Origin of the sequence: Bacteroides sp. D2, assembly GCF_025147085.1 — a bacterium.
Classification (GTDB): Bacteria; Bacteroidota; Bacteroidia; order Bacteroidales; family Bacteroidaceae; genus Bacteroides.
On the sequence record NZ_CP102261.1, the window covers coordinates 4,104,598 to 4,124,644 of the forward strand.

Below are 20,047 nucleotides of genomic sequence, written 5' to 3' on the forward strand. Positions count from 1 at the left end.
AAATTTTAATCATATTAATTTGATCTATGCTTTATCATGAATATCAACTGTGTTTTTTATGGTTGATATTCATGATACTTTATAGACGTATATATCTATATTGGAGTAGAGATTGGTTGATTTCCAAACTTTATGAGTGTATTTTTGAACTAATTGAGATAAGTTGAATAAGTTTTCTATAATTGCTCCAATTTCAAACCCATTTGGTTGATTTTTGTACTCCAAATTTCTTAAAAAGTATGAATTTTGTCTCCTGATATATGAGTATTAATTTTTAATTCTGTGCAAATGGAAAAGCGTTTTTTTCTATTGAATATATGCTGGGCTTTCATTTCTATATTGAATGCAACTCAACATCGACAGGCGGAAAATCCATTAGTTATTTCTACAGCTGAAGATTTGAAAGCTTTTGCCAAGTCTGTGAATAGTGGAAATTCTTATCAGGGGAAAGTGGTAAAGTTGTCAGCTGATATTTGGCTGAATGATACAGTGGGGTGGCAAAAGTGGAATCGACAGACAAAAATGAAGTCGTGGACTCCGATCGGCATACCTAGAGCTCCTTTCGAAGGTACTTTTGATGGAGACGGACACTTTATTGCAGGATTATTTGCAAAAACTGGTTCTGAAACGTTTTCCCAAGGGCTTTTCGGATTCTTGAAAAGAGCGACTGTAAAGAATGTCCATATACGATTTTCTCATTTTATTTCTTATGACTATGTTGGTGCTCTTGCTGGTTATATTTCCTACAATACGCAGATACATAACTGTTCTAATGAGGGGACTATAGAGGCTGAACGCAACTTTTCCGGTGGACTTGTTGGGTTTTCTTCCGGGCAAAATCGTATAATTAGTTGTAGCAATTATGGTAGAGTATATGGTCATCGTTGTGTAGGAGGAATTGTCGGCTATTTTGAAGGTGGATCTGTTTATAATACTTTCAATAGGGGGGAAATTATAGGGCGTTATGAGCATGTAGGGGGGATTATTGGTGAATTTTCGGAGCCTTATCAAAAAACGGTCAAAGAGACAGGGCTTAAAGAATTGCCAAATGATACCGTGGCTAATTGTTATAATACGGGACGAATAATAGCAAGAGATGTGGCGGGTGGTATCGCTGGTCATGTAAATTTGCATCCTATTGAGATAACGACTTGGAAAGTTGTATTTGCTAATAATTATAACACAGGACAGATTCGTACTACTTATCCACCTGTTACGGATGGGTTGGTAGGGGTATATGCTTATTTTGCAATATCCGAGACTCAGGTTATCCCAACTATCGACCGGATTAACCGCGATGGAGGGCCTTGTTTTTGGAGTGAAGAATCATGCAGGGTAAAAGATATAAAGAAACCTCGTTTCGAAAGTGAAAAAATACGTTCTGAATCTTGGAATAAGATCATGTACGGAGTTATGAAGATACCGGAGTCTTTTAGGTATTTCACTGACAATGAGATGAAACAGCAGTCTTTTGTAGATTTGCTGAATAAATGGGTTGATAAAAAAGACATATTTTCCCGTTGGAGTTTAGATAAAGAAGGAGTGAACAAAGGATTCCCTGTATTTTGTAATTAAACGTGAGTCATGAAAAAAGTTTATATTTTAATGATATTGTTTTCATTTGTCTCTGGCATCGCAAATTGTTATGCACAGATAGGCAAGTTTGATAAGGATTCCCTGATGAATCGTTTTGTTTATCAATTAGGTGTTTTTCCACAGGAGAAAGTCTATTTGCATACGGATAAAGGGACTTACATGGCGGGCGATACGCTCTGGTTTCGTTCTTATATTGTCGATGCTACTTTACATAAGCCGTTGCAAAATAAATATATATTCGTAGAACTGGTTAATCCGCTGGATTCAATAGTGTCACAAGTATTGGTACGTCCGGGCGAAAATATTTATCAGGGGTATTTGCCATTGTCCCGTGAACTCGTTGACGGTGATTATACTTTACGTGCATATTCGAGATACATGTTAAAGAATGGAAGCGAATGTATATTCAGACGACCGATAAGAATTGTTACCGTTGCGTGGAACAAAGTAGGAATGAGAGCTCTTTCCCGTCCCGCCGGGAAGTCGGAGTCACTAAGCTTGTCTTTTACAACAGGTGGTAAGCCGATGCAACTTCAACGTGCGGAAATGTCTTTGAAAGATAAGTCGGATATTGCTTTGAAACTGTCCGAGGCGAAAGATGGTTTTAATGTAGAGTGGGGGAAGAACGACTGGAAAGGGAATGCATCGTGGCTATTATCGGTGAGAGATTCGGAAAATAACGTGTACCGTCGTTTTTTACCCATGGCTACCCGTAATGAAGAATATGACGTAACATTTTATCCGGAAGGTGGATATTTATTGAATGGTCTGGAATGTCGTGTCGCTTTCAAAGCAATGGGGCGGACAGGGAATGCGGCTACTATATCTTTGGATGTAGTAGATGAAGCTGGTGAAATTATAACTTCCACCCGTACACTTCATGAAGGAATGGGGACATTTATGTTGACCCCGGAGATTGGTAAAACATATTTGGTGAAATGTACTGATGAATTCGGTCGCAACAGAGAATTTAAGTTGCCGCCAGTCAATGCCAAAGCTCTACATGGCTTGCGTGTCGATGCACTGCGTGATAATTTCAGGGTATCATTACTATCTGTTGCGGAGTCACCCTCTGAACCTCTATATCTGGTGGCTCACGTTCGTGGAGCCATTATCTTCTCTGAAGAATGGAAAGAACCACAAAAAAAATACTTGCTACCCAAGCAATATTTTCCTGCAGGAGTGGTTCAATTCTTGTTGTTGAACCAGAATGGACAAGCATTAAGCGAACGTCTGGCTTTTTCTGACTCTTACACCCCTGCAATATGCGATTTAACAGTTAATGGGCCGATCACAAAAAAACGGGAATCAATATCAGTAAATGCCAGTTTGCAAGATATCAATCAGCGGCCCTTGAAAGGAGTTTACTCTGTATCAGTAGTAGATGGCAAGTTCGCCTCTGTAGACTCCTGTTATAATATTCTTTCCCATTTGTTACTTGCTTCCGAATTGAAAGGGAACATTCAGTCACCGGGATTTTATTTCAAAAAAGAAAGTACCTCTGCGCGAAGTTGCCTTGATTTACTGATGTTGACTCAAGGCTGGAGAAGATATGATCTGACTGCGATTATTCAGGGAAAATATAAAATTCCAGTGTTAGAAAAGCATACGGAAATGGCCATTCAGGGGCGTACACTAGCTGCTGGAGGATTACTTTCGAAATCAAATAACGAACATTTGGTTACAATTGCCGGAACGGGTAACCTGAAAGGATTCAAAAGGGTCACTTCTACTGATAAAGATGGATATTTCTGTTTTGACAGCATAGCCTATGTCGATGGGAGTGGATTTCATATTGACGCCATGCAATTGAATGCAAAACGTACTGAAGCTATTGAACTTTTCGAATCTGATTATTCTAAAGATATGCCACTTTATCCGCAAACACTGTTGGAGGATGATTCTGTACGAAGTGTTCAAAGGGAAGATGTGGAGATGATAACCCGTTTGGATAACCTGCATTTTCTACTTCAAGATGTTATTGTAAGAGCTCCAATGTGGGGAAGTCGTGATTATCGTATGTTTACTGACAGGGAAGTAGTGCGTTACAAAGATATACGTACATTGTTGAAAAATCAAGGGTTAACCATCTCCACTTTGGCTGAAGAGCCGGAAGAGACGCAGTTAAGAGTAAATGCGGATAAGACACTGGCCGTCAGAGATACTGCTATGCTGTCAGGAGATGAGTATGATGCCGTAGAAAGTGTCTCTTCCCGTGATTCACAAGTGGAAGATATGATTTATTATGGAGATCAGCGGATATTGTTATTTGTTGATGATAACTATTGCAAACCAGACATTTTAGTGAATTGGATCACCCCCGGTGATATAGAAAGTATGGTTCTGGTGAAAGATGTAGATCGTTTTCGTGCAAATACATTATTGCGAGGCACATTGAAATGGAGTGAGAAGTTTTATCTCGACAGAGGATATGATTTGTGTCATGCCTATTGCCGCATTCCATTGAGTCGTGAAAAAATTGCGGTTCTCAATGTGACAACGAAAGATGGATTCGATTCTCGTTGTCTGGGATGGTGGTCAAGATATTATTTGAATACCCGGCAAAGGAATCATAGGAATACGACTTTTTATCCTTTAGGTTATCAGGCCCCGGTAGAATTTTATTCACCGAAATATGATACTGCTGCTAAGAAGGATAATGAGATTCCTGATTTACGAACCACTCTCTATTGGAATCCTAAGCTTGTGACGGATGAACGTGGAAATACTTCTTTCTCATTCTACACTTCCGATCAGCCGGGAAATTATTTTGTTTGTATAGAGGGTATTTCTGAAGATGGAGAATTGATTCATGTTGTAAAAGTCCTGATGCCGTGAATGATTTTTATACCTTTTCTGAATGATTTTTGGGAACAGAGTAAATAATGAGAGGATTGGTTCAATTTTGAACCTTTCTGAATGAATTTAGGACCTTGTTTGACTAAAAAATGCAGTGATTTGCAGTATGAATATCTTATTCAAATAAATTAAATGTTAATTAATTATTTCTATAATCTTTAAAATCTGAAAGCTGATGAAAAATGCAATAATTCGTACGTTTGCTATTGTTGCTTTGTTGGGATTTGGAAGTGAAATGAAAGCAGTTCGAAGTAGTGAAGCTTTCTATTTTTCAAATGACAGTATTTCGCCGGATGAAAATATCGGGCAATTATCGGAAAGGGAAGATTCTATTCGTAAGTCGATGGAAGAGGCTGTAATTTATAAGTTGAAAGACACGCTGGATTTATGGAACTTGTCGCGTTCACCTTATATATCTGTACAGCAATATTTGAAAGGTTCCGTACCTGGAGTGTATGTACAGGAAACTACAGGTGAACCGGGCAGTATGCAGAATATGTTGTTTCGGGGAGTATCGACTCCGATATTTTCAAAAGGAGATGTCGCTTCTACACAACCAGTTGTTTTTCTCAATGGGATTCCGCTGTTGATGAATGATGCTTTTGTTTATAATGTTAAATCAACAGAAGTGAACCCTATAGGTACAGCTACTAACATTCTGTCGGGTTTGAATCTGGATAATGTAGCCTCCATTGAAGTTGTAAAGGATGCTGCGCAGTTGGCTAAGTTAGGACCATTAGCGGCCAATGGTGCTATTTTGATCAATCTGAAAGACGGATTTTATGGTGGTAAGAATATGTTTATTCGTGCTAATGGTGGTGTCGCTATTCCTCCATCCAATGTGAAGATGACAAATGCCGCTAATGAGCATGCCTTTCGTATGCAGTTTGCTGATTATTGTGCAACTGGTGCTCAACGTGCTGCCTATCTGGAGAAAATGCCTGCATGGATGAAAGATGTTCGTGACATGAATTTTTTTGGAGAACCGGAGTGGGCGGACGATTACTATAGCATGTCCCCACTTTATAACTTTAGTGCTTCTATGGGAAGTGGAGGAAGTTCAGCCAATTATATATTTATGATGGGCTATACCGGAAGTAATGGAGTAGCGGATGAAACAAGTTTTGATAAACTTACGGCAAGTTTTGCATTAAATATGAAGTTGATTGATCAACTAGGGATGTCCTGTCTGATTAATGCTTCACGTTTGTCACGCAATGGAAACCGGAATCTTCGCGATCGTTATGCGGAGATTGAATATTTGCCGGATTTGACTACTCCTCTTTCTCCTGTTGCTTCTGTCTATCATTCTTATCTTGATCTTTACGAGGAATATAAGAAGAATGACAATCTGAACAATTTGTTGAATGGTTACCTGGCTATGAATTATAACTGGAATGGCTTGTTTGTAGACACCCGTTTGTTGCTGGATTACAATACGAATGTGCGTCATGTGTTCTGGCCGATGAATCTGATGGAATCTGTCAATTACGTATCCAATTATTCAGGATACAATCGACGCCTCATCTGGCAGTCGTCTGCAGATTATAAATTCAATTTAGGGCATAAACATTTTTTTAATCTGGGAGCCCAGGCTATTATAATGAAAAGCGTGCAACATTATAACTACACACAAGGTTATGATGGTAAAGACGATACAAAACCTACTACTAGTGGTGGTGGATTCCTCTATATGAAACGTTATGTAGACAAGATGACCCATAATATGGTGAGTACTTTGTTTTCTGTTGATTATAAGTATAAAAATCTTTTAGATGCACAAGTTGTCTTACGTGGAGATGGATCGTCCAATGTGCAGAAAGACAGCCGTTGGTTATTTACTCCTGCAGTTAGTGCTGGCCTGAACCTGAAGAACTTATTTTTGGTTGATACGGATTGGGTTTCTGACTGGTCATTGCGTGGATCATGGGCTAGAATAGGTCGTTATCAGGATAATAATAGGTTTGCGGCAGGTCCGCAATATACGGGAGAAGAATTGACCGGTTTCGGGCAACCGGTTATGTCTTCCTATTATGGATACGCTTCGGTAGCTCGTCCCTACAATACCGGTTGGGTAGGTTATGGGCTCGGATGGCCTTATTCGGACAAATGGAATGTAGGGTTGAACTCTGTATTCTTTAATAATCGTCTATCTTTGAGCATAGAATACTATAATAATACGGACTGTGATTTGATAACGGCCATTCCGGTGAAACAGGAATATGGATACAAATATAAGTATGCCAATGGGATGAAAGTCCGCAATTCGGGAGTAGAAATCACGCTTTCGGGTAAACCTTTCAATGCTCCCGGTAAATTTTCATGGGATGCATCATTTTCACTGGCTTATAATAAAAATGAGTTGTTGCAGTTGCCCGAAAACTTGAACGAATTAGTTGTTGGAAACCGTAAGTTGAAAGTCGGACATTCTATTGATCAATTCTGGTTGTATCAAAATGAGGGAGTTTATGCTGGTGACGCTGAAGTTCCCGAGGTGAACGGTAAAAAGCTTTCTATGAGCTCAATTCCGTTTGCAAAGAACGATCCGAAGTGGAAGGACCAGAATGGAGATAACGTAATTAATGATGATGACCGTGTACTGAAAGGACATACATTGCCGCCTGTCACCGGAAACTTCATCAACAATTTCAAATTTGGACGTTTTGATTTGGGAGTCAACCTTTTCTTTGCGTTGGGGCACGATGCTATCAATTACCGTTCCTCTCAACGTTATAATTTCCTGGCATTGGAGAATACTCCGTCTTTAGAGAGTCTGCGTGAAATATTTTTCTGGCAGACTACCAACGACAAGAACAGCTATCCACTTTACAATCAGATGAGCGGCCTGATGCCATATCGTGCCGAGCAAGATCTATTTCTGGAGAAGCTTTCTTATTTGAAACTTCGTTCTTTAACGCTTGGTTATACATTACCGCTTGGCAAGAAAGCATACAAGGGTGAAGGAAAAAAGAAGGAGATGAGTAAGAAAAAACTGACTGATATTTATTTATATGTCACAGGCAGTAACTTATTCACTTTGACCGGATTTAGTGGTGATGATCCTGAACTGATAGATGTTGACGGTTATTATCGTGGCTATGGACAGCCGTTATCCCGTTCAGTAATTCTCGGAGTTAAATTTAATTTTTAATCTAATACATTTATGAGATATATGAATCAGATATTGTGTTTCAAAAGAATGATAAAACCGTTGGCATTGGCAGCTGTTTTATTCTATTCTTCTTGCAGCGATTTGTTGGAGAATGACAATGCATTCTTTCATGTCTCTACACAGGAACAGCAGTGGAATTCGTTGACCGATACCCGTTCCGCTCTGTTTGGTATCTATGGCTTGATGCGTACCGCTTTGGGTGAAAACAATGGCTTTTGGGCGGCAGGTGATTTGCGCTTGGGAGACTTCACGGTGCGTATGCGTGACGATTTACAAGCCATCCGTGACAACCGGCTGGATGCACCGTATGATAATATTCGGCAGATTTCTAACTGGAACCGTTTTTATAAGGTAGTCAATGCAGCTAGCGTGTTTATCGAGAATGCAGGAAAAGTATTGGAGAAAGATAATGCATATTCAGAGACAAATTATATTTATGATATGTCTCAAGCCCGTGCATTGCGTGCATTAGCATACTTTTATATGGTACAGATGTGGGGAGATGTCCCCTTGATTACTCAATCTTATGATAACGGAACATTTCCGGAAGTGTCACGTACCGATAAAGAAATAGTTTTGAATTATGTTGAAAAAGAACTTTTAGCAGTCTCTCAACTATTGCCTGAATTACTCGGATCTTCATCAGACAAATATTATGACGGAGATGCAAATACATGGCGGGGGTTACTTATAAATCGTTATTCTGTATATGCCATGTTGGCTCATGTGACAGCTTGGAAAGGTAATTATATTGATGCCGAAGCCTACTCCGGACAAATACTGAACAAATTACCATCTTTCATTAAGAATGGTACAACAACTCCCTATACAACAACGGAAAACCTGGTCAGCGCGACAGGTATGTTTAGTAGTAAATACAGTAACGATTTCAGTGTTACCCGTCTGGTTGCTTTTGGTTATAGCTATGTGAACAGTGATAAAGGAGATGTGAATGAAACCGGAACTGACGGACATTTGGAGTCATGGACATTAGCCGAACCGATTATCAGAAAACAATTGCCTGACATTTATCTTTCTAAAGATACATTGGAAAAAGTCTTCATGAATAAATTCACGACTGATAATCGTTATGGAGTGGATGCATTGTCCAATCCTGTTCAATATTTTGACGGTTATATTACCGGCATAAATTATCAGTATCCACTTTTCACAAAGATGAAAGTAGTACGTGACGGTGAAGATAAAACTAATGATTTGGGAGTCTTTAGTTCATATATCGTCTGGTCTCGTTTAGAAGATATGTTGTTGATGCATGCAGAAGCACTGGCAGTCCTGAATCGTCCGGAAGATGCATTGGTTGATTTGAATACACTTCGTGGAGTGCGTAATCTGCGTAGTCTGTCTTATGCTAAAGATTTGCAAGGTAATGTAAAAAACTTGCTGAAGGAAATCTTTCAGGAACGTCGCAGGGAGTTGATGGGAGAAGGACACTATTGGTTTGACCGTGTTCGCGAAGCCCGCTTGGTGGGTGATGACCGTACAATGGTTGAACTGGTGAATAATGGTGGAATTTATTGGCCTGTGGCTGGCGAAGTATTACGGCATAATACCGCTATCACACAGAATGAATATTGGAAACGCTAAAAACAAGATACTATGAATAAGAAGTTATTGGCTATTGCTTGTAGCTGGGGAGCTTTATTGCTTTCATCATGTATGGACACATCTGTGGTGGAGTCCGATATGTCGGAGATACCATCTCAAGGCATTACTTACTATGATGGTACCATTTATGAATATCTGGAGAATGGTGATCATAGTTTGGGAGTCACTTATGATTCCTTACTCTATTTATTGGATTGTTCCGGTGAAGGGAGTTCAGTTCCCTTGAAGTTCCAGGAACTGAAAACCTGTTTGCAGGATGAAGAGGGGGAATACACCTTGATGGCAGTTCCTGACTCTTGTATCAGACTTGCTTTAAAAATGTTGAATAACTATCGGAGATTGAATAATCTAGTTATTGATGCGAAAGATATTCCGGCAGATGCTCCGGAAAGCGAGAAGTATGCAGCAGGTGAATTGACATTGGAGAAACTGTTGAATTATCGCAAAGAAATAGAACATACGGATGCGCAGACACAGAAGCCAAAGATCGATATTTATGAGTATAAAGCCCCGTTGGATACTATGCTATGTCGTTATATGACAGCTGGCTTGTATGACACCGAGAAATTGTCGCGCGTGACCTCAGCCGAAGGAACAATCATACAAGGTCTGTATTCTTATCGAATGAATTTGAGTTACCGGAGATTGCCAGCCAGTGGATATATGGGTGCCGGTCCGCAGGATATTACTTTTTACGATATGCGCAACACCTTGAATATGACTTATTGGGAGTCTACTAAGGTAATGTGGACGGATGTTCAAACCAAAAATGGTGTTATTCATGTACTTTTTCCGCAACATGAGTTCGGATTCGGAAATTTTATTCACTATTTTAGAAATGTAGGCCATGAAGAATAGAAGAGAAATATGTGACAAATTAGGTAAAAGCGGCTTATTGTGCGCTATGTTATTGGTGAATGCAGGTTGTGTGGATAAATATTTACCGGATGAAAAAGATGCTTTCGACCGTAACGTTGCTTATACGCGTACCACGTTCGATCCGGTTATGGGACATATCGTATTCTATACGGATATATGTAATGTTGCCAATTCCACTTTGCCGTTGACATTTGAGATTACGGATATGATGCATAACGACGGATCGCCGGCACCCGAATTAGAAGAATTCTATCCCGTACGTGTATGGAAGAAACCCTATTTAGGTACAGAGAAATCCATTGACGAGATCAATGCTAAGCGAGGAATTGAATATCGTCGTCTTTTCGATGTGCGCAAAAATAGCGGTGAGATTGTAATGTGGGGTGAAGCTAATTCCGGTATCTTGCGTTGTCAACCCGATTCCGGTTATGTATTCAATATGAATATATCTAATTCCGGTGGATATAAAGTAGTGAAAAGAATGCGTCTAATGCCCAAACGCGAAGTAGATTTCGAACCATCTATTTATGATTCACAGACAGGACTGGCCATTGCCGAATATGTTTCACCGGAAACATCCAGAATGCGCTATGAACAGAATAGTTCTTCATTCTCTTATACTATTGAACCGGAAGATATTCATGTCTATTTTCGTGAAAACAAGGACAAACAGGATGGTGCCACTTCTTTGTCTATTTCCTTCTATGATCCGTCTTGGAATGTTATTGATCCGCGTCGTTTCAATGAAACCAATTGGGGGGGACTTTTTCAGGCCGGTTTCTTGAAAGGGAAGATAGGGCCGAAAGAAGTTGTGTATGATATGGCTTATCCACTTCCCCTGTTTAACGGACAGACAAAATATACCGATTCAAAAGGGGAGAAGGCCAGTGTAAAGTTTGCTACAAGTTGGTTCTCAAAGTATGGTTATCGGAATACCGGTTATTTTGTGTTTGACTTTGCTATCTATAAAGAAGCGCATTGGGAGATGTTGATACATTTTGCTAAAGGAATGCCTCAGTTAGGAGAGATTAAAGATTAATCTTAAATGTAATATAGAAATGAAAAATCGATATATTTTACTATTGTTTACATTGTTTTTCGTGGTCACAGGTTCTGTGGCGCAGGATGGAGCAGTGATAGTCAGCGGGACAGTTTATGACAAAGCCGGGAATAACGAGACTTTTCCGGGTGTGAATATCATCTGCCGGGATGCCAAAACACAAAAAAGAATCCGGGGGACAGCTTCCGATTTGGAAGGAGGATTTTCCATTAAGGTTCCTGTCGGTTCAGAGCTGGTATTTACTTATGTCTCTTATAAACCTACTATTTATAAAGTAAAGAAGTCTGTTTCCGGTATTAGTATCTTTCTGGAAGAAAATATCAACGAAGTTCAGGAAACGGTCATTGTGGGGCAACGTAGAGTCAGCAAAGCTAACCTGACTGCATCTGCTACAGTAATCGATGCGAAAGAACTGGCGGATACCCCTGTACCTAACATCATGAACTTGTTACAAGGGCGTGTAGCTGGTATGGATATCCAGATGAATAATGGTTTGCCGGGAGCATCAGGTACATATAATATTCGAGGTGTTTCGGATATTTCTCTTGTAGGGAATAATGATAGCGGGTGGGATCTTGCTTCTTCCGCTCCACTTTTTGTGGTGGACGGTATTCCGCAGACAGATGTAGAGGACTACAATGCCGAGGGATTGATTTCCGGATCAGGGGTAAGTCCGATCTCTAATATTCCTGTAGAAGATATTGCCAATATCCAGATTTTGAAAGATGCTGCCGCTACTTCATTGTATGGTTCGGCCGGTGCCTATGGAGTTATTCTTATCGAAACTAAAAAAGGAGATTCTCCCAAGCCTCGTGTGACTTATTCGGGCAATTTTACCATCTCCACTCCGCCCAGTCTGCGTGAAGTGGCAATCGGTAATGCGGAGCGGAATCTGCTAAAATGGCAGATATTGAATAACGATACCTCCCAATTGTATCACGGATATCAGGATATAATGTTCATGCCTGCCGTTTCTGACAGTCTAAATCCATATTTTAATAATAATACGGACTGGCAAGATCAATTTTATCGGGTTACGTACAATCAGTCTCATAACATAAGTTTCTCGGGTGGTGATAATTTGTTCAACTATAAAGTGAACGGTAATTATTATACAGAGAAAGGTATTGTGAAGAATACAGACTTTAACCGTTATGCCCTTACAGGAAACATGAATTATACATCTCCCAATTCGAAATTCACAATTGGTGTCGATATGAAAGTCGGATTTACCGACAATAGTACAGGTAGTGGAAATGCAGTCTCACAGTCCGGTGTAGCGAGTGGTGCCAGTGCTTCTTCCCTATTACCGCCACCCTCTCTCTACTCGGCTTCCGTAGCGGCTTTGCAGGTGTTCGGCGTCGAGAATTCAACCGTGAAATCCAATTATTCCGCTACGGTGAATTTAGGTTATGCCTTGCCATTTGATATCAAATGGAGAGGAACGTTCAATTACTCCTATAACTCTACCGACCAGGAAAAATTCACACCTGCTATCTTGAGCGACAGCAAGTATTCTGCCATTGCTTATAATTACAATAGTAATGAATCGAAAGTGTATATCGATACCCATGTCTCACGTACTTTTGATTTAAAATATGTCATGCTGGGGCTGACAACCGGTATCCGTTATAATTCACGGACATCAACAGGCAACAGTATCACATATACAGGCCTCCCCAACGATTACATTATCGGTCCGGTAGGTCATGGTAAATCGGAAGGTAGTGCTACTGTTAGTCAGAATCAGAGTACTTTTTCTTTTATGTTCGCTCCGAATTTCAAAATTAAAACTAAAGATTCATTTAAAGCAGGTGGAGACAAATATATTTTCGACCCTACAATAAGTCCGGAGCTAAGTTCCGTATATGGCACTCGTACGAAGTGGAACATAAATCCAAGTTTGGGATTCCGTTGGAATATCGGCTATGAAAGTTTTATGGACCGGTTTACCTGGCTTGATAATATGAGTTTCCGTCTGACGTGGGGACAGGTTGTCAAATACAAGGCTACCCGCTACGATGTGTTCGGTACTTATGATATAGATCCGGGAAACACTTACAATGGCGAATCATATATTCCGATTTATTGCTGTCCGATAAAACTTAGCAAAGGTATAATATGCATAGCTCGGCTACTGATTTTCAGTGGTCGAGTTTCTTTTTAGGCTAACGCAAGGCCCTTAATCGAAAAGTGATGTCTGATGAGGTGACTCGGATGCGGCTTCCAGGATGCTTTCCCAGTCTCTTTCGGGATGATTGAATAGGCTGTAAAAGTCCACATAGTACATCAAGGTTATCCTGACCATTGTTGCCAGTCCCGAGAAGCTCCATGATCGAGTCAGCCCTTTCTGCATGACCATTAGTAATAGGTTGGCGATCAAGGTCACCCATATTTGTATCTTAATGGCATTTGCACTTTCGCCATAAAAGTATTTCAGTGGGAAGTTTTGCTTCATCTGCTTGAACAGCAGCTCGATTTCCCATCGTTTGTGGTAAATGGCGATTATTTCAGAAGGGTCTGACTCTCTGTCGTTGGTAAGCAGGGATATGAGCTTGTGCTTCTCTTCATCGGCATACGTTATTACACATGCCTGGTGATTGATAGTTTCTCCATTCTTAAGCTGTTTGGTGAAAGTCACCTGCTGTATACGTACCTCCATAAGCCCCTTAGGAGTTTGATACATAGTATCACTCAAGACACTGTATTTCAATCCCTTCTTCATCTTGGTTACATAAATAACTCCTCTTTGGGTCATTTGCTCAAACTTCTGGTAGTCTATATAGGCACGGTCCATAGCCATTATGTCACCTTTGTTCAAGGTTGAAGGCTTTAGCATGAATGAGTCGTTGGTAGCCGCAGAGGTGAACCTAATGTCGGAAGGTACACCTTCGTTAGCATGAATGACGGTGTGAACTTTTATGCCACCTTTCTTCTTTCCGGTCTTGGGATGCCGCCCTACGCCTTTGAAAAGCAGGTTGGAGAATAAGGTGATGGTGGTGGAATCTATGATCTGCAGCCGTTTCATCCATTTGGGCTCTTTGTGACTTCGGCTGTCCGAAGAAAGGTGATTACGGTAAGTGGCGTACAAATCCCGGTATATGGACTCAAACACGGATTCCGGACGTCTCTTGTTGGCATCCGCCAAAGTGCTCCGGGATGTCATCACCGAGATACCCAGGTGACATAATTTGCGTGCCTCTGCCTGTAAAGAGGCTGTTATCTCACGCAAGGAGTCGAAACGCATGATTACAGCATAGAGCATCACAACCAGATGCGTCCACCCGTCAAAACGCTTCACATACCGTTCTCCGCCGTTCGAACGACTGTGATTTAGAACTTTTGACTTATCAAGCAATTTTATTACCTGACAATAGAGCGGCTGTCCGCTAAAATGTGTACTTTTACCCATGGTTATTTAAACTTGTGTCGTAACAGCTAAAGTAACCATTTAGGGCTGACTCCTGCAAATGGAATCAGCCCTAATTTTTAATCAGAAATAAGTTTTACCGGACAGCAATAATTCCGATTGATTATAAAAGATTGCCTAACATAAATCTGGATCCTGTTACTACCACTACTTGGAACTTCGGTTATGATATGTCTATATTCAACAACCGTTTGAGTGCGAATATTGATGCTTATTACCGTCAAGTGGATAATCAGTTGAGTGATATTGAGCTGCCTAACCATGCAGGATTTGAAAAAGTGAGGAGTACGGAAGTGAGTCTGGTCAATTACGGTCTGGAGGTATCTTTGCGAGGAAAACCATTATCAGTGCAGAGCAAATGGAATTTGTTGATCGGATTGAACTTTGCACTAAACAGAGATGTGATTACCAAGTTGCCGAATGAGGCCCGTCAGATTTTGAATAGTGACGCATGGGTAGCCAATCGTTTGGGTGGAAATACTACTTCGATGTTGCTCTATATTAATAAAGGTGTATATGCCACAGACGAAGACGTTCCGGTAGATCCGGCTACAGGCAAGCGCCTAAGGTTAGGGGGGAAGAATACGGATGAAGCATATTTCAAGGCCGGAGATCCTATCTGGGTAGATGTGAATGGCGATTATGTTATTGATGACAAAGACCGTGTAGTGGCAGCAAATGCCCGTCCAAAGGTAACCGGTGGACTGTTCTTCAATCTCTCTTATAAAGAATTTTCGATGCATGTAAATACATCTTTTGTCTTTAAACGCGATATTATTAATTCTGTGCTGGCAAAATCTTTTAAAGCATACGATGATCCGGTACGGAAGTCTATTGAAAGTTTGAGGAAAGATGCGTCTTTATCTCCGATTGAAAAATATAATTTTTGGACAGAAAACAACCGTTACAATGCGATTTATCCCAATCCGTACAACTATCATCACAATAAGGTGATTGATCCGTTCAGAGAAGCACAGACTCTCTTTTTGGAAGAAGGTTCTTATTTCAAACTGAATACAGTGTCGCTGTCTTATCGCTTTCCGAAACGGTGGCTTGACTTTTTCCGGGTAAGAGGGGTTACGTTGAAAGCTTCGGTCAACAATATTTGGACATTCTCCAATTATTCAGGTATCAGTCCCGAAAGTGTGAATGGTTTGGGACGTGACACGTCGGGTGGCTATCCTAACAGTCGCACATGGACAATGGGTGTGGTATTGAGTTTATAATCTTTTAAATATGAGAATTATGCTGAAATATATATCAATAGGATTATTGTTAATCTTTACATCCACTTTTTGCGGATGCAATCTGGATACCGATGATGAAGATAAGATGCCGGGTGATAAATTCTGGGAATCTGCTGCTAACGCAGAGGCATTTATGTTGAGTGTTTATCAAAATTTGCGTAAGGCAACTACAGATAATGGATTTTTTCTTTATGCCGGTGATGTACGCTGTGCTCCAATCACGGGACAGAATACAAATAACTATCTTTATCTGATTCAGAATGATATGAAAAATTATAAAGCGAAGAAAGATAGTAAAGAAGAGGGAACCTCCTCTGATTTTGGCGCTATCTATAACTGGCAGAATATGTATAAAGTAGTGCAGAGTGCCAATATTATGATTGAGGAGGTTGCCAATGTGAAGGAACTGTCAGCCGTAGAAGTGGAACGTTATCGGGCGGAATGTAAATTCTTGCGTAATCTGGCTTATTTCTTTATGGTGCGTATTTTTGGTGATGTACCCTATTATACGGAGGCTTATGCAGCTGCTCCACTGCCACGAATGGACAAGACAGTAGTTTTGAAAACTTGTTTGGCAGATTTACAGACTGTATTGGATAATGACCCTGATAAGGGTATTTTACCGTGGCGGAATGGAAGTGGCAGCCTACGTGCCAACCGGGGAGCGGTATTGACACTAATGATGCACATGAATATGTGGCTGGCATTTTTCGACGAAAACAATGCGGTAACTTATTATAATGAGGTGAGGCGTTTGGCTGAAACGGATTCTTGGATAGATAGTAGTATCTATTCCTTGCAGTCAATGAGCCAAATGTCAGAAGTGTTTCAAGGAGAAAGCAATGAAGGTTTGTTTGAGATTGCACAGAATGTCACTATGGGTGAGATATTTAAAACAGATCACATGTGGTGTACAAAAGTGGTATATAAAATACGGAATCGTACAGAACCGGAGTTCAAGTATAGCGAAGTCTTTTTGAAGCAACTCTATCCGGAGGAGACTGCTGATATGCGCAAAGAGTCCTGGTTTAATTATCTATATCTTGATGATGATGATTATGTGGGTACTGCACGAAGATTGGAGATTATAAAATTGTTGAACGCCGATACTAACGGAAATAGCACGATTCCCAATGCCGGTAATTACATTGTATTCCGTTTGGCTGACGCTATCTTGCTTTATGCTGAAGCGTTGAACAATCTGGGTGAAAGTAACGATGCCTTGCGTGAAGTTAACCGCATCAGACAGCGGGCGGGTGCTCCTGATTTTACAGATGCAGATAATCTGGATGCTTCTATTTATTGGGAGCGTGTACGTGAATTGATGGGCGAAGGACAGTATTTTTACGATCTGGTGCGTACACAGAAGATCTGCGATACTGATTTTGCAGTCTTTGCGGATGAAAGCGGGCATCGTGAAAAAAAGGCCGACCTTAAACAAGGTTCCTGGACCTGGCCTATCTATAAGAAAGCACTGGATAATAATCCGTATATGACAAAGAATCTATATTGGGAATAACTTGAAACAGAATAGTATATTATCATGAAAAATAATAGTAGAAAACTAATTTTTGGAATATGTGCATTCCTGCTGGCGACTCTGTCACTTGGTAGTTGCAATAGCGACGATTATTTGGTAGACGGCGGAACGAGTAATCCTTATTTTGACGGGAATGTGATGCAATATCTGGAGTCGCGCCCCGATTTATTCAAAGACTTGGTAAAAGTCATCAAATTGACTAAATGGGAAGATATCCTGACCAATGAAGAAGTGACCTTTTTTGCTCCGACGGATTTTACCATCGCCAAGAGTGTGGAACGAATGAACTATTATCTTTACAATTATCAGGGGATGGATAAGATAACGGAACTTTCTCAAGTGAAACCGGCTGTGTGGGAAGATCTTATCGGAATGTATGTCATGGAAGGAAAGTACAGATTGAATGATATCGCTCAGATAGATACGGCGGCAGTAAGTGCGTTTCCCGGACAGACTAATTTTACCTACGACCGCAGTTACAAGATGACGATGGGGGTATGTTACGGAGACGCTAGCGGTATAAAATATGCAGGATACAGGCAAGTCATGTATGCTTATCAGGATTTTGGTTATCCGGAGTATGCGTATGTGTCGTCCTGCAATATCGAACCGACAAATGGCATTGTACATGTTCTTCGACTGGACCATTATCTGGGATTCTCCATATCTGGTCTATTATGGCGTGCGCTTGAGGCAGGAGTTGATTACCCGAAGAAAGGAGGCGGCAATAGCGGTCTCATAAAAACAGTTGTCCGGGAAGAAGAATTTAAAGATATGTATATAAAAGAGAAGAACGATGAATAAGATAGATTGTTATAATAGTTGGTTGTGTAAGGCAGCGAGCATGGTCTGTCTGGCGGTCTGTGTGTTAGCCTTGGCGGGATGTAATGAGGATGAAGCAAATTCGATCAAGGAAGACCCGTATGCCGGTGGTCGTGCTCCTTTAGCGGTCAAGTTATTGTCGGAAAAGCCATCTCCGGAGTCTGCCGGACCGAGAGAAAAAGTTATTTTTAAGGCATCCGGTCTGGCTGAATATTGCCATCCGGAAGAAGGTACTTTTGATTTTGACTTTTATATATCTGACGAGAAATGTAAGATAGAAAGTGCTACGGATTCTACATTGACCATTGTAGTTCCGGAAGCTGTGAGTTCAGGAACCACTTATCTTGTTTTGGAAAATCAGATATTTTATGGTCCTTATTTTAGCATACTGGGTAGTGTATCCATAGATGAGGGTTTTGAATATTATAAAACAGGTCCTTATAATGGATTGATTTATTCTTGCGTTCCATGGTGTGGAAATACAGAATTGACCAGCGAATTTTATTTATGTGGCGATTTTAGGCAGGAGAAAACTAAACCCTATGGTGGAATTGCCATGATTAATAATGAAAAGGGATTAATAAAATACGGTACTGCCGATAAAATCAAGATAGGACGTGGAATTGCGACAGGTTCGTTTTATGATGAAAATACGGATGAATTTTATTATCCCGAGGTAGATGGTATGAATTATTGGAAAGCGGACAAAGAGTCACCAAGAGCTTTGATTTATGGAGCATTTCGGGAATACGAGACTTATAGTGCCTCGTTGGGGGGCTTTGAATTTAAGAATATTCTTTTGGCGAATAATGACCTTACTATAAAGACAGAAACCAAGAAATTTTCTGATTACACTGGAAAAACCTATGATATATCTGTACCGGCATTTGTTGGTGGAACCATGATGTCGGAAAAAATAATCCGCGCTTTCAGTACCTCTGATGGAAAAATAATAGCTATAGGGAATTTCACGGTTCATCGGATGACAGATTATGACAATACCACTTGTGATGCCAATAAGCGACTGTTGGCAGCTGAAATATTAACTCCGGCGCGTTCAGTGATGAGAATGGACGAAATCGGACAGCTTGATAAGACATATCGCCGGAGCCTGCAGAATGAGGAAGAATCATTGCCGGGAACAACGGGAGAAATAAAAGATGCTTGTATGTTGAGTGACGAATCTCTCATTATAGTCGGAGCATTTACTTCCTTTGATGGAAAGCCAGTCTGGAATATTGTGAAACTTGATAAGAACGGACAGGTGGACGATGCATTTCAGAGTGTTGTAGGCGGAGCTAACGGAGACATAAATAGAATCACTTGTACATCTTTTAAAGATGAAAACGGGATGGAACAGGAACGTATTGTGCTTGTCGGTAGTTTCACTACATTCAACGGACAGCCGGCGCAAGGAATGGTAATTCTGGATGCGGAGGGAAATCCGGACCCAGGTTTTGTCCTGAAAGAATTGGAAGGCGGAATTTTGAATTTTGCGAAGATTGTAGATTTGAATGCAAATGGTGAAACAGCTATGCCCCATGTTGTCATTTCCGGAACATTTACCAAGTATGATGGTATCACACGACAGGGATTCTTAATACTGGATATGAAAGGAGATGCTATACAGCGTTTCAATGTACCCGGAAGATTTTATGGTCAATTATATGACGCGCAGTATTCTTTAACTTCGGACAATGTTAACGGACTTTTGCTCACAGGGGATTTTAGTTCTTTTGATGGTAAGAGAATGAATAATATCGTGATGCTTAAAGTAGATTTAGCTGAAAATACAAACAATGAACCTTAAATGAAT

12 protein-coding genes are annotated in these 20,047 nt (G+C 40.5%); 11 read left to right on the forward strand and 1 reads right to left on the reverse strand.

The window, feature by feature from the left end:
• Positions 1-288 precede the first annotated feature (288 nt).
• From NQ505_RS14560 to NQ505_RS14590, 7 genes are all read left to right on the forward strand, one after another.
• The gene (locus tag NQ505_RS14560) at positions 289-1,575 is read left to right on the forward strand and encodes a GLUG motif-containing protein (protein WP_009000917.1); all 1,287 of its coding nucleotides are present in this window, start codon (positions 289-291) and stop codon (positions 1,573-1,575) included.
• A 9-nt stretch (positions 1,576-1,584) separates the two neighbouring features.
• Entirely contained in the window at positions 1,585-4,434 is a 2,850-nt protein-coding gene (locus tag NQ505_RS14565; RefSeq protein WP_232293055.1) for a hypothetical protein, read from the forward strand.
• A 196-nt stretch (positions 4,435-4,630) separates the two neighbouring features.
• A complete protein-coding gene (locus NQ505_RS14570) occupies positions 4,631-7,606 on the forward strand; it encodes a SusC/RagA family TonB-linked outer membrane protein (protein ID WP_009000919.1) in 2,976 nt (991 codons plus the stop codon).
• 12 nt (positions 7,607-7,618) lie between these two features.
• On the forward strand, positions 7,619-9,232 hold the full coding sequence (locus tag NQ505_RS14575) for a RagB/SusD family nutrient uptake outer membrane protein (protein ID WP_009000920.1): 1,614 nt from the start codon (positions 7,619-7,621) through the stop codon (positions 9,230-9,232).
• A gap of 12 nt (positions 9,233-9,244) precedes the next feature.
• On the forward strand, positions 9,245-10,111 hold the full coding sequence (locus NQ505_RS14580; protein WP_009000921.1) for a hypothetical protein: 867 nt from the start codon (positions 9,245-9,247) through the stop codon (positions 10,109-10,111).
• Positions 10,101-11,171 carry a DUF5007 domain-containing protein gene (locus NQ505_RS14585; protein ID WP_004306045.1) on the forward strand — a complete coding sequence of 357 codons (1,071 nt, stop codon included), beginning with the start codon at positions 10,101-10,103 and terminating at the stop codon, positions 11,169-11,171. The genes NQ505_RS14580 and NQ505_RS14585 overlap by 11 nt, the downstream gene beginning before the upstream one ends.
• Positions 11,172-11,190: 19 nt before the next feature.
• Positions 11,191-13,359 (forward strand): SusC/RagA family TonB-linked outer membrane protein, encoded by a 2,169-nt coding sequence (locus NQ505_RS14590; RefSeq protein ID WP_009000922.1) that lies wholly within the window; start codon positions 11,191-11,193, stop codon positions 13,357-13,359.
• A gap of 15 nt (positions 13,360-13,374) precedes the next feature.
• Here the strand turns inward: NQ505_RS14590 and NQ505_RS14595 are convergent, their stop codons facing one another.
• Positions 13,375-14,604 carry an IS4 family transposase gene (locus NQ505_RS14595; protein WP_008997892.1) on the reverse strand — a complete coding sequence of 410 codons (1,230 nt, stop codon included), beginning with the start codon at positions 14,602-14,604 and terminating at the stop codon, positions 13,375-13,377.
• A 131-nt stretch (positions 14,605-14,735) separates the two neighbouring features.
• On the opposite strand from NQ505_RS14595, the gene NQ505_RS14600 reads away from it, so the two are divergent.
• From NQ505_RS14600 to NQ505_RS14615, 4 genes are read left to right on the forward strand one after another with little or no spacing between them, the layout of a single operon-like run.
• The gene (locus NQ505_RS14600; protein WP_008999083.1) at positions 14,736-15,848 is read left to right on the forward strand and encodes a TonB-dependent receptor; all 1,113 of its coding nucleotides are present in this window, start codon (positions 14,736-14,738) and stop codon (positions 15,846-15,848) included.
• 19 nt (positions 15,849-15,867) lie between these two features.
• The gene (locus tag NQ505_RS14605; RefSeq protein ID WP_004306048.1) at positions 15,868-17,388 is read left to right on the forward strand and encodes a RagB/SusD family nutrient uptake outer membrane protein; all 1,521 of its coding nucleotides are present in this window, start codon (positions 15,868-15,870) and stop codon (positions 17,386-17,388) included.
• A 24-nt stretch (positions 17,389-17,412) separates the two neighbouring features.
• On the forward strand, positions 17,413-18,213 hold the full coding sequence (locus tag NQ505_RS14610; RefSeq protein ID WP_008999084.1) for a hypothetical protein: 801 nt from the start codon (positions 17,413-17,415) through the stop codon (positions 18,211-18,213).
• Positions 18,206-20,041 carry a DUF5008 domain-containing protein gene (locus NQ505_RS14615; RefSeq protein WP_008999085.1) on the forward strand — a complete coding sequence of 612 codons (1,836 nt, stop codon included), beginning with the start codon at positions 18,206-18,208 and terminating at the stop codon, positions 20,039-20,041. The genes NQ505_RS14610 and NQ505_RS14615 overlap by 8 nt, the downstream gene beginning before the upstream one ends.
• The last annotated feature ends 6 nt before the right edge of the window (positions 20,042-20,047 follow it).

Bases quoted from the DNA above. Each gene is read 5' to 3' on its own strand.
- NQ505_RS14605 (WP_004306048.1), top strand. From the start codon at position 15,868: ATGCTGAAATATATATCAATAGGATTATTGTTAATCTTTACATCCACT.
- NQ505_RS14595 (WP_008997892.1), bottom strand. From the start codon at position 14,604: ATGGGTAAAAGTACACATTTTAGCGGACAGCCGCTCTATTGTCAGGTA.
- NQ505_RS14560 (WP_009000917.1), top strand. From the start codon at position 289: ATGGAAAAGCGTTTTTTTCTATTGAATATATGCTGGGCTTTCATTTCT.
- NQ505_RS14580 (WP_009000921.1), top strand. From the start codon at position 9,245: ATGAATAAGAAGTTATTGGCTATTGCTTGTAGCTGGGGAGCTTTATTG.
- NQ505_RS14585 (WP_004306045.1), top strand. From the start codon at position 10,101: ATGAAGAATAGAAGAGAAATATGTGACAAATTAGGTAAAAGCGGCTTA.
- NQ505_RS14610 (WP_008999084.1), top strand. From the start codon at position 17,413: ATGAAAAATAATAGTAGAAAACTAATTTTTGGAATATGTGCATTCCTG.
- NQ505_RS14615 (WP_008999085.1), top strand. From the start codon at position 18,206: ATGAATAAGATAGATTGTTATAATAGTTGGTTGTGTAAGGCAGCGAGC.
- NQ505_RS14570 (WP_009000919.1), top strand. From the start codon at position 4,631: ATGAAAAATGCAATAATTCGTACGTTTGCTATTGTTGCTTTGTTGGGA.
- NQ505_RS14575 (WP_009000920.1), top strand. From the start codon at position 7,619: ATGAGATATATGAATCAGATATTGTGTTTCAAAAGAATGATAAAACCG.
- NQ505_RS14565 (WP_232293055.1), top strand. From the start codon at position 1,585: ATGAAAAAAGTTTATATTTTAATGATATTGTTTTCATTTGTCTCTGGC.
- NQ505_RS14590 (WP_009000922.1), top strand. From the start codon at position 11,191: ATGAAAAATCGATATATTTTACTATTGTTTACATTGTTTTTCGTGGTC.